Origin of the sequence: Bacillus cereus group sp. TH152-1LC, from assembly GCF_027710505.1 — a bacterium.
Classification (GTDB): Bacteria; Bacillota; Bacilli; order Bacillales; family Bacillaceae_G; genus Bacillus_A; species Bacillus_A mobilis.
This window is the reverse complement of record NZ_JAQFNK010000001.1, coordinates 356982-371715: the sequence shown is the minus strand read 5'-3', so window position 1 is coordinate 371715 and position 14734 is coordinate 356982. Positions and strand designations below refer to the sequence as shown.

Sequence of the window (14734 nt, the reverse complement as noted above, 5' to 3'; positions counted from 1 at the left end):
CTGCTCTAAGGAGGAAATTAAAAATGACAATGACAATGACAAACCAAATTATTGATGAAAACGGAAAGTTACTAGTAAGCAGAAAAGAAACTCATGCTGTTAAAGAAGTAAAAGTAAAAGCAGAAACAAAACAAAACACTTCAATTAAAACACCAGTTTCTTTTGAAACACCAGGTTATACAACTCGTATGGAAAAACGCGAGTTAAAAAACAATGGATTAAATTTTGAATTAGATTTAAGAAATGTAATAAACGTTCTTAATTTCAAATCCATTCTTGAATCGATAAAAGAGAACTTTACTGCATATGCACGAAAAGTACGTTCTAAAATCAACGGTTCTCCTGTAAAATCTGTGTTAGTAACAGGATTATTTACAGTCCTGTTATCATTACTTGCTAACAATGCTTCTGCATGTGTACCGGAGTATAATTATCAAGTTAAAGGTAGTGATAATATTCAAACTATCGCTAACAATCACGGCGTAACTGCTGAACAAATTAAAAGTGCAAACGGACTTTCTTCAGATTCTTTATCTGGAGTTACTAATGTACTTCTTCCTAAAGTTTCTCAAAAAACAGTTGCCGTTAGCTCGCTAAATGTTCGTGCACAAGCAGGAACAGATAGTGAAATCATTGGACATTTGAAGAAAGGAAACAAAGTTTTCGTTTCATTCCAAAAAGATGGATGGTCTGGAATCATGTATGATGGACGACTTGCTTATGTAAGTTCAGAACTTCTAAGTGAAAATTCAGCTGGTTCTAAAGAAACAACAAAACCTGTTTCTAAACCAACTGGAAACCAAACTGTTTCTACTCCTTCTCAAACAAAAGAGATGTATGTAAATACATTATCTTTAAGAGTAAGAGCGGAACAATCTAAAAGCAGCCAAATTCTTGGTTACTTGAAAAAAGGTGAAAAAATTAACGTGATTAAAAATCACTATGGTTGGGCTGAGATTTCCTATAATGGAAAAACTGCTTATGTAGGTATGGACCTATTAAGCGAAACAAAACCAGCTCCATCTACAACAACTTCAGTTGAATCTAAAGAAACAACAAAACCTGTTTCTAAACCAACTGAAAACCAAACTGTTTCTACTCCTTCTCAAACAAAAGAAATGTATGTAGATACATTAACTTTACGAGCAAGAGCGGAAAAATCAAAAAGTAGTGCAATTCTTGGCTATTTGAAAAAAGGTGAAAAAGTTAACGTGATTAAAAATCACTTTGGTTGGGCTGAAATTTCCTTCAACGGAAAAACTGCTTATGTAGGTATGGAATTTCTAAGCGAAAAAGCTCCAACTACATCAACTTCAACTTCAGTTTCTAAAGAAACTAAACCAGTTGCTAAAGAAACTAAACCTGTTTCTAAGCCAAATGAAGACCAAGCTCTTCTTAACACAGGCATTTATGAAACAAAAAAAGGAGATACGCTTCAATCGATTTCACAAAGAAGCGGAATTTCTATTGAGGATTTAAAAGGATTTAACCCAGGATTAAAACCAGTTATTTATCCTGGAGCTATCTTAGTAATTCCTCCAAAGGGACAACACAAATTCGATGGTACAGTTGTATCATTTGCTGATAATCATACAGTAATCTTCAACATCAACGGCAAACAAGTTGCTTTTGAAGTGAGTGATATCAACAAATTTAAAAAAGGTGAAAAATGGGATTTAACAGCAAAAGATTCTAAAGGAAATATGGTTCTTATTTCTGGCGAGCCGTTAAATTACTAAAATTCAAATAAAACAAAATACAAACATCTATAAGATGCTAATTTATTAGCATCTTTTTTTATTTTTCAAACGCAAATCTACCATTAAAAGTATTTGAGAAAAAATTGACTTATCGATATTTCTGCTATATAAGGTGAGAAATATTTTTTATTTTTAAAGTGGGGTGGATACATGAAAGTTATCTTAGCTACGGGCGTTCTCAGACTTAACAAGCAAATTGAACAAAGATTCGAAAAGGACATCGAAATAGTAGGAAAGCCACTTTTCCGCGAAGCAGTTGAAGGAACCCTTGCAAGAAGTGATGCTGATGTTGTGATTTTAAGTGATGAATTAGAGGGTGTAACAGAAATGACTGAACTCATTCTATTGCTTCGTGCTCGACATGCAAAAGCACGTATCATTTATATAGGAAGAAAGATGTCACCTGAATTTAAAGCTTTCCTTTATAAATACAATGTCTTCGATATTTTGAATGAAAAATTTTCTGAAGAAGAAATGCGAAATGCCTTTTTTAGTCCGAAATCTTGGGAAGAGATTTCTGTAGAAATCGGGAACCTTGACCCTTTTATCAACGAATATGAAAAGCCAAACGTAAAACCTGAAGAAGTTGATAGAATTGAAAGAGTTGATTACACCCGTATTAAACCGGCAGTAACGAACAAAGATTCTTTATATCAAGAAATTGTTGCTTTCTGGTCCGTGTTAGACCAATCTGGTAAAACCTTTTCAGCAACAAATACAGCTCTTTTCCTAGCTGCTAATCCAGATTTAAAAGTATTGTTATTAGATTTTAGTATTAAGAATCCCGTAAGTCACTTACATTACGGATTTCAAGATGGCGATAAGAATTTAGGAGCACTTATTGATGATATGGATGATGATGAGGAGTTTGTTTTAAATAATAAAGTTCTTGAATATTATCTCATCACACATCCGGTTTATCAAAATCTAAAAATATTACCAGGTAGAATTTTAAGAAGTGCAGAAAAAGAGCCGGAGTTTTATATTCGATTATTAGCAGAAATTCTAGAGATTGCTCAATCCATGAATTTCTCAACAATCTTAATAGATATGGATTCTGGATTCCAGCACCCTATTTCTATCTATATTTTAAGAAAGGCGACTAAAGTATTACTTCACGTAAACGAATCGCCTGGAGCATTATTTGCAGTAAGAAATATGTTTGACCCTGAATACGGCGAATTTGTTCCGAACTTAATTCAGAAAAAGAAATTATATCCAATATTGAATCGAGCTACTGAAGAACATTACGATAAATTCACACACAATCTAGATGCCATTATTGATGGGAACAAAACAGTTAATGTCTTCAAAGAAAGCAATCAAATTCACGCAAGTATTATGGCTGGTTCTCCTATTCTAAAACAACCAACTGATGAATCTTATACAACATTCTTCAAAACAGCTAACCTCATACACCCAGGGCTATTTAAACCTTTAAAATCAAAAAAAGGTTCTGATGATAGAGGCGGCAACAAATTTTCTTTATTTGGAAAGAAAAAATAAATATTTCCAAGTTTAGTGAATACCTAGTTTTTTGAAGAGAGGTGAAAATATGAATAAAAATTTAAGTGGAGCAACGCAAGGCACTCAAGATGTTGTAGTTATACTAGCCGTATTGCTTGTTCTATATACAATTTTTTATATAGGTTTTTTATTTTATAAAAATTACTTAATGAAAAAAGAAGCTAAAACAGGCGTTATTTTAGAAATTAGTTTAGAGAAAGATAGTGAACAAAATCCATTTGCAATTGAGCAATTATGGACATCTTTTCACGGTTTATATTTACCTTGGCATAAGAGAATATTTAAATCTCAACCATTTTTCAGTTTTGAAATTAAATCTGAAAATACAATGAAAACCAAACAAAAAAATATAACCTTTAATATTTGGGTTCCTGAAGAATATAAAAAGTTCGTAGTACAACGTGTATTATCTATTTATCCAGCTGCGGAAATAAAGGTTTTAAAGAAAGATTATATACCAGCTGATGAAATGCTTATTGATAACGGAGGACTTCTCAGCATTGAAACAGCTGAGTTAGGTTTAGCTGAACATAGTGCCTTTAGCCTCAAAACTTTTACAGATTTTGATGTTGACCCTCTATCCTCAGTAACAGCAGCAATGACTGATTTGGATAATCGCGAAGTTGCAATTGTTCAACTAGTTGCTCGTCCTATGTCTTTCCGTTGGAGGAAAAAAGCTGAACGTGTACTAACAAGATTTGAAAAATCAGGAAGAAAACCTAGTCATTTGCCAGAATGGACGAATTTCTTTTCTGGATTCTTAGGAACTATTTTCTTTGTAATTGATGAAATTATTAGTGGTATTTTCTTTAGAAAACCAGAATTTAAAGATGCCAAGCATACAAAGACTTCACTAGATGGAGACCGTCAAAAAGAAATGGGTGAAAAAACAAAACGCCCTCCTTTCAGTTTCCAAATAAGAATCTTGGTTGCGACTCCTTATGATAAACAAGAAGCACAAATGCGAGTTAGAAATATGATTGCTTCGTTTAATGACTTTGAAGGTCCTTATAATGGACTACAAAAAGAATTCATTATAAATAAAAAAAGAACTTTATCTCGTATGAGAAATCGTCATCTTCAATTTTTAAATAATGATGATGTTGTTTCAACATTGGAATTAGCTGGGTTAGCTCATTTACCTAATAAAAACATGAAAACACCTGGATTGAAGAAGATTTTAAGTAAAAAACAAGAAGCTCCTATTAATCTATCCGATGAAAATTCATTTGCAGTAGCAGAGTTTCGTGATGGAAGAACACCAATTGGACTTGATGAAAAAGCTAGGATGCGTCACATTTACGTAACGGGAATGACGGGTGTTGGTAATAGATTTGCCGTCTAGTAGGGAAACTTATTAGATTATGAGTGGGGAAAATCGGAAAAGGCTGAGATGTTAATTCCGAGAGGGCTTGTATCACAAGTCTTTGTAACGCATAGAAACTGAGCGCTAAGAGAGCAAAAATGTTTCCACGAGTCTCCGCTACCTAAGTCCTTATGGATATGGTAAAAAAGTATGCTGAACTAAATCGAATAACAAGATTTAGAGCCATTTGATAAAAAACAAATGGGTTAACAAAATGAAATCCACCCTTCTTGAGAACATGTTAGTAAATGATATAGAATCCGGCAACGGGGTCGTGGTAAGTAAAATTGCCGTTCGATAGAGAAATCTATGGAATTATGAGTGAGGAAAATCGGAAAAGGCTGAGATGCTAATTCCGAGGTAACTAAAGAATGTAAAATACCTTTAGTACCGTAACGCATAGGAACTGAACCTATCACTTTGATAGAATATAACGTTCCCACGAGTCTTCGCTACCTAAGTCTACTAAACAGATATGGTAAAAATATATGCTGAACTGCATCAAACTCAAGATGTAGAACTATTTGATAAAAAACAAATAGGTTAACACAGTTGAATAGACCCCCACGGTGAATTGGTAGATGAAATTATTTCCAAGGTTTCATCCAAACGTGACGATATCTATATATTAGACCCTTCAGATATAGCTTATCCGTTCGGAATGAACCTTTTAGAAATTACAACTCCTGACCCTCTTAAACGAGAGTTAGAAAAGGTTTTAGTTATTGATGCTTACATCACAATCATGCAAAGGGTCTTCGGGGAAGCAAGTATAGGTGCGAATACAGATGACCTCTTCAGGATGTCATGCAGTGCTATACTAGACCACCCAGAAGGCGGAGGGTTAATGGAAATGTGTTTAATGTTAACATCTAGTGATTATCGAGATAGAGTTACACCTTACGTTAAGGACCCTATCGTTAGAGATTACTGGACAAAAACATTCCCAGCATTAGCGGGTGACACTCGCTTCCAAACACAGAACCTAAATGCTCCTTTGAATAAATTACGTCGTTTTATCGCGAATGGTATCGTAGCTAATATTATTTGTCAGAAGAAATCAACATTAAATATTGCAGATGCAATTAACTCTGGAGCAGTTATCTTAGCTCGTTTCTCCAGGGGGGATATGGGCTTCCAGAATAGCGCTTTATTAGGTGCGATGCTAATCTCAAAAATCCAAATTGCAGCCATGCAACGGGTGAATGATTGCCCCAGTAGATGGTGACATCTATTTGCAAACTCTGAATATGCGGGAATCTCTTCTAAAGATTCTTCTAGTAAGATTTACGGGAAACTATAAGTCTATCTAAAAATGAAGAATACATGGAGACAATCCGCAGGGCTGATTCCTAAGTTGAATAAATATGGAATCCCCTCAACGACTGCCGAAGAGTAGGTTTATAATCAACCTAATGGTACAGTCTAATCCCTATACAAATATAGTGAAAACTAGGGTACAAATGAAATATTCCACAAGCACAACGTGTTCCTACATATTTATATGTAGATGAATTTCAGAATTTCATTGGAGATGCCTCAGGCGCAAAATCCTTTGCTGAAATACTTTCAGAAGCACGTAAATACAAACTTGGGTTGGTAAAATCAATTGCCGTCTAGTAAGGAAACTTATTAGATTATGAGTGAGGAAAATCGGAGAAAGCTGAAATGCCAATTCCGAGGTAACTAGAGAAATTAAAAAATCTCTAGCACCGTAACGCATAGAAACTGAACCTGTCTTATTGACAGAATATATTGTTTCCAAGAGTCCTTACTACCTAAGTCCGAATGGATATGGTAAAAAAGTATGCTGACCTTATGTGAATTGAAAAAACATAAGAATTAAGAGATAAAAAGCTCTTAAGTTAACAATGTGAATTGCCCATCAGTTTGTTGAACAATTAAGACAATCAGGAAGTAATTTTCTACTTGAAGCGATTTTTAATAACTGTGGTACCACTATTACATTTAGGGTTGGGAAAACCGATGCCCAGTTCTATGAAAAGGTTTATTGGGACCCAGATATTAAACTAGGATTTAAAGCAAATGACTTATCATCCTTAGGGATGGGAGAAGTCGTTATGAGGGTAATTACAAAAGCAGGTATTCAAAGTGACCCATTCTCTGCTACAACGTTCCCTCCTGTTAAAGCTTCACCAGAAGCAAATCCAGAATTAGTTAAACGTAGAAGCCGAGCTTCTATATGTGTTCCAAGAGAAGAAATTATTAATTCTATTCGTGAAAGAATGGAATTCGATACTCTTCCTGATGTAAGTGGCTAAGCATAAAAGCTTAGCTTCTTTTTTATTTTTAAAAGGGAAGTACAAAGTCAACATGAATCCTTAGAAAGAATCAGTAATTGATTCAAAAAAATATACCAAAGAGGTGCAAGAAAAATGTTATATGCAAAACCTACTATGAAAAATCCAAGCAAAGCTGGATATTTAGAAGCTTATCATTTAGAAACAGAAAATACCAAGTTTTCAATCCATACTGTAGTTGGTGGATATGAAGCTTTCGATGGTGTAAATAATAAAAATCGTTTCGCTTATGTTTTAAGAGGAATCGGTACTGCTATTTACACACCTGAAGATAAAACGGTCGCAACCCTACTAGAAGATGTCGAAGTTCGCGTTCCTGCTGGTCAATCTTTTAAAATGGACGGACAATTACGTTACGCTCTTGTTGAAAGCAGCGACGAAGCTAAGGTACTTGAAAATAGAAAAGAAGAAAATACAATTTCTAAATCAGGAAATGATTCTACTTTAATCTTTGTATTAAATGGAATGGGAAATCTAGTAATTGATGGGAAAATCCATGTTTTAAGAGAAGAAACATTAGCCGAAGTTCCTGCAAATACAACATACGAACTTAAAGGCAATTTCAAATATATTATTGCAAAAGGTTAATTCAACCATTAAATAGCGGATACTTAAAATATCCGCTATTTTTATATTTTCATCCCCTACCCCACCTATCACTTTGTACCGAAGGCTCTTGCTAGAAGTGATAAAAGGTTTTTTTGATTTAAATGAAAAACAAAAGTAAAAGGGGGAATGAAAACTTGTTCGATTTTGAAAAAAAACATATAGCAGAAGTTATAGAAATAGCTAAAAACGGAAATAAAATCATCTCCGGATTTGCTTATAACTATATTATAAAAAAATATGGTGGAATGGTTCACGGAATCATTAACCGTAACAATCTATATATTCAAGGCGGAGAACGCGAAGACTTAGTTCAAGAGGGCTATACAGGTCTATACAAAGCAATTAGAGATTATAAATCAGAGCATGGTTCTTTCGAAAACTTTGCGAAGGTTGTAATTAGAAGACATTTAATTACAGCAATTAAAAAAGCGACAAGATTGAAAAATAAACCTCTAAATGAAATGTACAGTTTTGATAAAGCTCTCCCTGACAATGATAATTTAACGATGATGGACATTATAGGTTTCAAAGATGAAGTTCTAGACCGCTCTAGTTTAGACCATCTTGACCCAGAAGAAATATTCATTTTAAGAGAAACTCAAAAACTGCAAAAAGACCATTTAGAAGAAGTTTTAAGTGAAAAAGAAATGGCGGTATACAAACTTTATGTAGAAAAGAAAAAATACCCTGAAATCATGGAAGAATTAGGGATTAGTAGCGCTAAAGAAGTTGATAATACCATCCAACGTATTAAAAGGAAATACCGTGAAGTATTATTATTTGATGCTGATAACCTTGATATTATTGATTCAAAGAAACAGAAAATTAACTAATACTCTTCACTTTGTCATTTAACGCAAAAGGTTCCTACATAATTAACTATGTAGGAACCTTTTTATTATGTATTGTGTATCAAAGGTCTTATCTTGAAAGCTAATTCACATGGAATTGACGACCTTAATCTTCTACGTGTTTTGAATTTAAACTATCTATTAATTGTTCTAGGTCGTTTAATTCATGAGTAATTTCAATCAACGAAGACACAATAGGAAAAGCATGGTGCCATTTCGTTATTTCTTCTACTCTATAAAATTCTATGATTTGATTCATCAAGATAGATGTATTTGAAAATAAACTATCGTCCATTTGATGTTTCTTTGGACTTTTAATTTTTCTATCTAATTTTAGCAATATTTTCTCTTTGTAATCTAATAATTCATACAAATGATTCTCTATATTTTTTCTCATTTCATCAGGGAATAAACTAGATTTATGAAAATAATGATTTTCAATTGTTTCAATTAATAAATAGATATTATCCAAATTACTAACTAATTTTCTCAAAACAGCTAATTTCCTCGCATTTGTGTATTTCGGTTTTCTTATCTTATTATTAAAATCTTCTTTAAATAATACGTATAATTCTTTCGTTTTCTCAATATCTTCTCGAAGTTTGTCTCGTTCTTCTTTATGTGCTTTTTCCTCAATATCACCTATCATAATCATTTTCAGAAATTTTGTAGACATTTCATTTGTTTTCTTTATTCTATCTAATAATTTCTTTTCATAGTTAGGTGGAATAAATACTGCATTTACAAAAACAGATGAAACAATTCCGATGAGAATCAATAAAAATCGATTTAACACAAACCAAACATCTGCGTGTGGAGATTCTAAAATAGCTATTATAGTTAAAACAACAAGTCCAATACTCTTTTCAAATCCTAATCTAATGTTAATAGAAATCGCTAAGACAATTACAAGTCCTATCATCCACGGCTTATAATCATCTACTACAAGCAATGCAATTAATGCAATTGTTGCTCCTATAAAATTAGCTTTGACTTGTTCAACTACATGCTTCCACGAACGGTATAATGAAGGCATGATTGTTAAACTGGCTGCTACAGCTGCATAAATAACTGGTGATAAGTGAAACAACTCTGCTATATAGATAGCCAACACAACTGCAAATCCTGTTTTAAAAGTCCTAGCACCAAATTTCATTACCAATTTACCTCCTGCAATTTATAAGTGCATTTTTAACTTCTTAACAAAAGGAGCCACTTCGACTCCTTTTCATTTACTTATTGAGTTTTTCTAAAAACTCCCCTATTTCCTCGTTATTTTCATCTAATGAATCAATAGAATTCAATAAATTTTCAACAGTCTTACCTTGCTGTTCAACAAAGCTTTCCAGTCTAGATGTATTTTTAGCAAAACCTTTAGAAATCGAACTTGTTTTTTCTATACTTTGTACAATTTGATGAGTATTGCTACTTAATTGTTCAGAAGAAGACGAAAGTTCATTTAATTGATTCCCTATATCGTTTGTTGAAGCTAAAATTCTATGGAAAGCCTGACTTGCTTCATTTACAACATTGATTCCTTGTCTAATTTCTTTTCCGCTCTTTTCAATAATTTCAATTGCTTTTTCTTTTCTCTCCATAATATTTCTTGCTATTTTTTCAATTTGAACAGTAGATTCTGTAGATTTCACAGCTAGGTCCTTAATTTCTTCAGCAACAACTATAAAACCTTCACCATTTTCTCCTGCTCTTTCAGCTTCTATCGTTGCATTTAAAGCCAGTAGGTTTGTACGAGAAGATATGGAACGGATAACATCTACAATTTTTTGAATTTCTTTAATCTGGTCTCCTAAAACTGTAATGGTAGTCATTGATTTTTCAGAGTTTTTACGAATATCATCCATTTGTATAACTACCTTTTCTAATGCGTTATTTCCTTTTAATGCTTCATTAACTGACTGCCCAGCGTTATTAGATACTTCAACAACAGTAGTGTTAATGCGATTAATACCCATAACCATTTCTTCAATAGAGACTTCTATCTCCTCTATCCCTCTAATTTGGTCATTTGTCCCTATTCTTACAACATCAATGTTTTTAGATAATTGTTCGATAATATCTTTGTTTTCAATAATTAATAATTTAACATTTTTAGAGGATTCATCAATTGTGTCCGAATTATTTTTTACCTTTTCTATCATTTCTAAGTGGTTTTTCATAATCTTTTCTACTTCAGAAAAAATTTCACCAATTTCATCTTTTCTTTTTGTGTCGAACACCTCATTCATTTTCCCCTTTCCTACTTTATGCAATTTGTCTTTTAATTTATCGATATCTTTAATTACTAAATCATTTATGAATAATACAAATAAAATATTCACAAATAACAATAATATAAAGCCAAGTCCTATAGTTGCATCCGGTTTTTCTTTAAAATTAAAGAAATTAAATAGTAGGGAGAAAATAAACACATAAGAAACTGTTAAGTAAAAAGATATATATATTAATTTATTTTTTAAATTTAACCTTTTCAACCTTTATATTTCACCTCCTTGGAAGTTTCGCAGATTTTAACATAATCAAAGATTGGACTCAAGAAAACAAACGAAAAAGGTGATAACACGCAATCGTATTATCACCTTCTCCTATTATCATTATTTAAAAAGACCTACTATCCACATTCCTGATAAGAGAATAGAGTCTAGTGCTTTTTGCCACCAATTCCCTTTTTCTATACCTTCTTTTAACACAATGTCGGATTCATGTATAAGTTTCTTTCCAATGAAATATTGTTTTTTACCTATTACCTCTCCTGCTTTCATACCTTTTCCAGCGTTAATATAATCAGGTAGAACTAATTTTTCTTTTACCGTTTTTTTCCCTTTTAATTGAGAGCTATGAATAACAACTTCATCATCATTTTTCATTACAACCTCTGCTTTTTTATCTTCACTAGCCTTATAAACAGGTAAGGTTGCAACTTTTTCTCCTTTTTTGTTTAATACATATTTTTTGTATTGATTAAATCCATAATCCAATAAAGTTTTAGCATCTTTTGCTCTAATTTTTTCGTTTGCGCCCTTCATGGTTACGAAAACTAATCGTACTCCGCCTTTTTCCGCTGTTCCAATTAAATTATAATGCTCATCAATCCAACCCGTTTTTAAACCATCAGCACCTTTGTATTCACCTAACAAAGGATTTCTATTTTTTTGAGTAATAACGCCTCTACCTGTATCAAAAGAAAATTCTTGTAAGCTATGTATCTTTAAGTTACCTGGATATTTTGTTAAATACTTAATAGTCATATTCCCTAAGTCTCTTGGCGTTGAAGTATCATCTTCGTCCCCATCAGGTAGACCATTTACCGAACGGAAATGTGTATGTGTCATTTTTAATTTTTTAGCTTTTTCATTCATTCTCTTTACGAATTCATCCGTAGAACCAGCTAAATGTTCAGCAATTGCTACCGCAGCATCATTACCACTAACAACTGCAACCCCTTTAAAAGCTTCTCCAAAAGGAACTTCTCTTCCAACTTCAAGAAACATCCTACTTCCGCCAGTTTTCCAAGATTTCTCACTAACTAGGACTTTATCGTTCTCTTTTACTTCTCCAGAAGCTAAAGCGTCACTTGCTAGAAATAAAGTCATAACTTTCGCTAAACTTGCAGTTTTTATAACATCATCAGCATTTTTTTCATATATGACTTTTTTCAAATTCATATCATACAAAAAAGCTGCCCCTGATTCTATAGGTAATTCAGGTTTTTTAACAACTTCTGCTGCTTTTACTTTTTTCTTAGCATGAGTGTCTGCCTTTTCTGCTAAAGCAGCAGACGGTGCTGTTGCCAACACAACTAGGGACATAACCCCAATCAATGGTTTTTTTAATCTTTTTACCACCTTTTTCACTTTAATTCCCCCATTAAAACATCAATTATATTTTGCTTTTTATTTACAATGAAACCTTATAAAACCTTTAAGCATCTAAGGAAATTCCATATTTTTTTTAAATACTAAGTAAAAATGCAAGCATTTTTCTATTATCAAATATAAAAGTATAAACGTTTTATATAAGCAATCTATAACGATTCAATACACATTATACATTGATTATATACACATTACGGATAACTAAATTTAACCTTTTGAAAGGGGGATTACGGGGTTTACCTGTATCATCATGGAACTTACATTAACTCAATCTGATTCCGAAATTCAAATTTTGTTTAATAAAGAAGAGAATTATTTTATTTTGGACTTTATCCATGAACCTCAAATATCCTATGCACTTAATCAAATTGATGGTGCCGTATATGGAGAAATCGTAGAATATAAATGGGTTGTTCCCGCCAGCCAAATAAAGGAATTAAATAAACTCCTACATGGAAAAATTCTTTGGAAAAGCCCCGAAGAAATGAACGAAGATAAACAACAACTAGAAGTGACAGAAGAAACACTTGAAGATGTTTTATCTCGTATCCCTTCTAACATTGAAACTCCCTATATGACAATTAATCCTTATGATTTCCAAAAGGTTGCAGTAGCTTGGGCAGTTACTCCAAAAGGAAAAAGAGCTCAAATATATGGCGGATTATTAGCAGATACAATGGGTCTAGGAAAAACAATTGAAGCTTTAGCGATAAGTGGTTATTTAAAACAAATGGGAAAAGTTAAAAAGTGTTTAGTAATTTGTCCTGCCACTTTAAAAATGCAATGGGGACAAGAGATACAAAAATTCACCAAAGAAAAAGCAGTTATTATAGAAGGAACTAAGAAAAAGAGACTTAAATTGTACGAAAAAGTTAAAGAGGAACAGCCCTTTTACACTGTAATTAATTACGAATTATTAATACAAAGAGAAAAAGCACAACCATCAGACGATGACGCAACAAGTAAAAAGACTGATAAAAAGAAAAGACAAAAAACGAAGCAAGAAAAAGGAGATTATATAGATTTAAAATACATACTTGAAAATGATTACGACATGGTAGTCATCGATGAATCTCATAGAATGAAAAATCCGGATACTCTAACAAGTATAGCTATACGTCATATACAGCCTGAATATCGCCTTCTTATGACAGGTACACCTATTGAAAAAGACCTTCAAAATATCTTTCAATTAATGGATTATATTTCTCCTAATATCTTTTCACACGAAAGCATAGACTTTGAAACTAGAAGAAAATTGTTTGAAGATAGATTTTTGATTATTAGTTGGAATCCTTTTACGAAATGGAATCGAGAGAAAATGGTCGTAGGCGTTAAAAACATAGGGATACTACGTCAATTGGTTGCACCTTATATGTTACGAAGAACAACAGACGATGTATCAGATGAACTTCCGAAGATGGTTGGTCATGCTTCATGTACCGTATTAGATTGGAGCCCGGAACAAAAAGCATTATACAACGATTTAAAGAAGGAACTGTTAGCCTTAGAAGAACAAAAGAAAAAGATTAAAACACCAGAAGACGCAGAAAAAATTGATAATAAAACGAATGAAATTCTTCTTTACATGCTAGAAGTATGCGACCATCCGGAGCTACTTTTAATGAGTAAATCCCCTTGGGCTAAACAATTAGCTATGAAACGTTTAGGAAACAACAAAGCATTCAGTACACCACCTAAACTGAAATGGTCACTAGATAAAGTAGAAGAAATTATGCGAGATACGGACCAAAAGATAGTTATTTTTTCTCGCTTTGAGCGTATGACACAAATCCTAAGACGCGAGATAACCGAAATTTCAAAGAAACTTGCAAAAGAGAAAAATTCACAAAAACCAATGGACTTTGGAATTATGATGTACACAGGCGAAACGCCTAAAGGTTGTAAATGGAAAAATGCAATTGAGAAAGCTGGAGAAGAATCTGGAAAACTAGACTGCATTAATTGCCCCTTTTTAAAAGAGTGCAATTCAAGAACAAAATCAGCTTGGTTTTTCCAAAACTATGATAATGCACGTGTCATAATTATGACTGATGCTGGAAATTATGGGGTTAATTTACAGTCAGGAAAACACCTTATGAATTATACACTACCAGATTCATTTTCTAAGTATGACCAAAGGAATGGGCGTGTACAGCGTTTAGGTTCAACACATGACCAAGTATTTATCTATAATCCTGTTGTTCAAGGCGGATTAGATGAAAAGAAATTCAGAAATATTTTAGAACAAAAAGAATTAGCTGGATTTATTGTAGAAAAGAACGAAGATGAAAAAGAAGCAGTAATTGATGTTACTTTTTCTATGAACAAAGAACTAATTAAACAAATTAAAAGTGAAAAGTAGAATAGAATACTTACATACATTTCGTATTCTCATTGCCTTTTC

The 14734-nt window shown here is 32.7% G+C and carries 11 protein-coding genes; 8 read left to right on the top strand and 3 right to left on the bottom strand.

The features are described from left to right. Nucleotides 1–23 precede the first annotated feature (23 nt). The 7 genes from PDL00_RS01885 (at nt 24) to PDL00_RS01855 (ending at nt 8416) form a co-directional block, all read left to right on the top strand. The gene (locus PDL00_RS01885) at nt 24–1739 is read left to right on the top strand and encodes a LysM peptidoglycan-binding domain-containing protein (protein ID WP_270725818.1); all 1716 of its coding nucleotides are present in this window, start codon (nt 24–26) and stop codon (nt 1737–1739) included. Between the two features lie 171 nt (nt 1740–1910). Next, nucleotides 1911–3266, top strand: a complete 1356-nt coding sequence (locus PDL00_RS01880; RefSeq protein ID WP_098006532.1) for a hypothetical protein — start codon at nt 1911–1913, stop codon at nt 3264–3266. Between the two features lie 49 nt (nt 3267–3315). Then, a complete protein-coding gene (locus PDL00_RS01875; protein WP_270725815.1) occupies nt 3316–4632 on the top strand; it encodes a hypothetical protein in 1317 nt (438 codons plus the stop codon). 682 nt (nt 4633–5314) lie between these two features. Then, a complete protein-coding gene (locus PDL00_RS01870) occupies nt 5315–5881 on the top strand; it encodes a hypothetical protein (protein WP_270725814.1) in 567 nt (188 codons plus the stop codon). An 853-nt stretch (nt 5882–6734) separates the two neighbouring features. Further along, complete coding sequence (locus tag PDL00_RS01865) at nt 6735–6935, top strand: hypothetical protein (protein WP_098006538.1); 201 nt, start codon at nt 6735–6737, stop codon at nt 6933–6935. 114 nt (nt 6936–7049) lie between these two features. Continuing rightward, on the top strand, nt 7050–7562 hold the full coding sequence (locus PDL00_RS01860; protein WP_098006540.1) for a hypothetical protein: 513 nt from the start codon (nt 7050–7052) through the stop codon (nt 7560–7562). Nucleotides 7563–7717: 155 nt separating this feature from the next. After that, nucleotides 7718–8416, top strand: a complete 699-nt coding sequence (locus PDL00_RS01855; protein ID WP_170953058.1) for a sigma-70 family RNA polymerase sigma factor — start codon at nt 7718–7720, stop codon at nt 8414–8416. A gap of 124 nt (nt 8417–8540) precedes the next feature. Here the strand turns inward: PDL00_RS01855 and PDL00_RS01850 are convergent, their stop codons facing one another. From PDL00_RS01850 to PDL00_RS01840, 3 genes are all read right to left on the bottom strand, one after another. After that, nucleotides 8541–9590 carry an FUSC family protein gene (locus PDL00_RS01850; RefSeq protein ID WP_270725812.1) on the bottom strand — a complete coding sequence of 350 codons (1050 nt, stop codon included), beginning with the start codon at nt 9588–9590 and terminating at the stop codon, nt 8541–8543. 76 nt (nt 9591–9666) lie between these two features. Next, entirely contained in the window at nt 9667–10926 is a 1260-nt protein-coding gene (locus tag PDL00_RS01845; RefSeq protein ID WP_270725809.1) for a methyl-accepting chemotaxis protein, read from the bottom strand. A gap of 120 nt (nt 10927–11046) precedes the next feature. After that, the gene (locus tag PDL00_RS01840; protein ID WP_270725808.1) at nt 11047–12306 is read right to left on the bottom strand and encodes a D-alanyl-D-alanine carboxypeptidase family protein; all 1260 of its coding nucleotides are present in this window, start codon (nt 12304–12306) and stop codon (nt 11047–11049) included. A gap of 271 nt (nt 12307–12577) precedes the next feature. On the opposite strand from PDL00_RS01840, the gene PDL00_RS01835 reads away from it, so the two are divergent. After that, nucleotides 12578–14692 (top strand): DEAD/DEAH box helicase, encoded by a 2115-nt coding sequence (locus tag PDL00_RS01835; protein ID WP_270725805.1) that lies wholly within the window; start codon nt 12578–12580, stop codon nt 14690–14692. The last annotated feature ends 42 nt before the right edge of the window (nt 14693–14734 follow it).

Coding starts and splice junctions, on each gene's coding strand:
- PDL00_RS01835 (WP_270725805.1), top strand. CDS start 12,578: ATGGAACTTACATTAACTCAATCTGATTCCGAAATTCAAATTTTGTTT.
- PDL00_RS01860 (WP_098006540.1), top strand. CDS start 7,050: ATGTTATATGCAAAACCTACTATGAAAAATCCAAGCAAAGCTGGATAT.
- PDL00_RS01875 (WP_270725815.1), top strand. CDS start 3,316: ATGAATAAAAATTTAAGTGGAGCAACGCAAGGCACTCAAGATGTTGTA.
- PDL00_RS01880 (WP_098006532.1), top strand. CDS start 1,911: ATGAAAGTTATCTTAGCTACGGGCGTTCTCAGACTTAACAAGCAAATT.
- PDL00_RS01885 (WP_270725818.1), top strand. CDS start 24: ATGACAATGACAATGACAAACCAAATTATTGATGAAAACGGAAAGTTA.
- PDL00_RS01850 (WP_270725812.1), bottom strand. CDS start 9,590: ATGAAATTTGGTGCTAGGACTTTTAAAACAGGATTTGCAGTTGTGTTG.
- PDL00_RS01865 (WP_098006538.1), top strand. CDS start 6,735: ATGAGGGTAATTACAAAAGCAGGTATTCAAAGTGACCCATTCTCTGCT.
- PDL00_RS01870 (WP_270725814.1), top strand. CDS start 5,315: ATGAACCTTTTAGAAATTACAACTCCTGACCCTCTTAAACGAGAGTTA.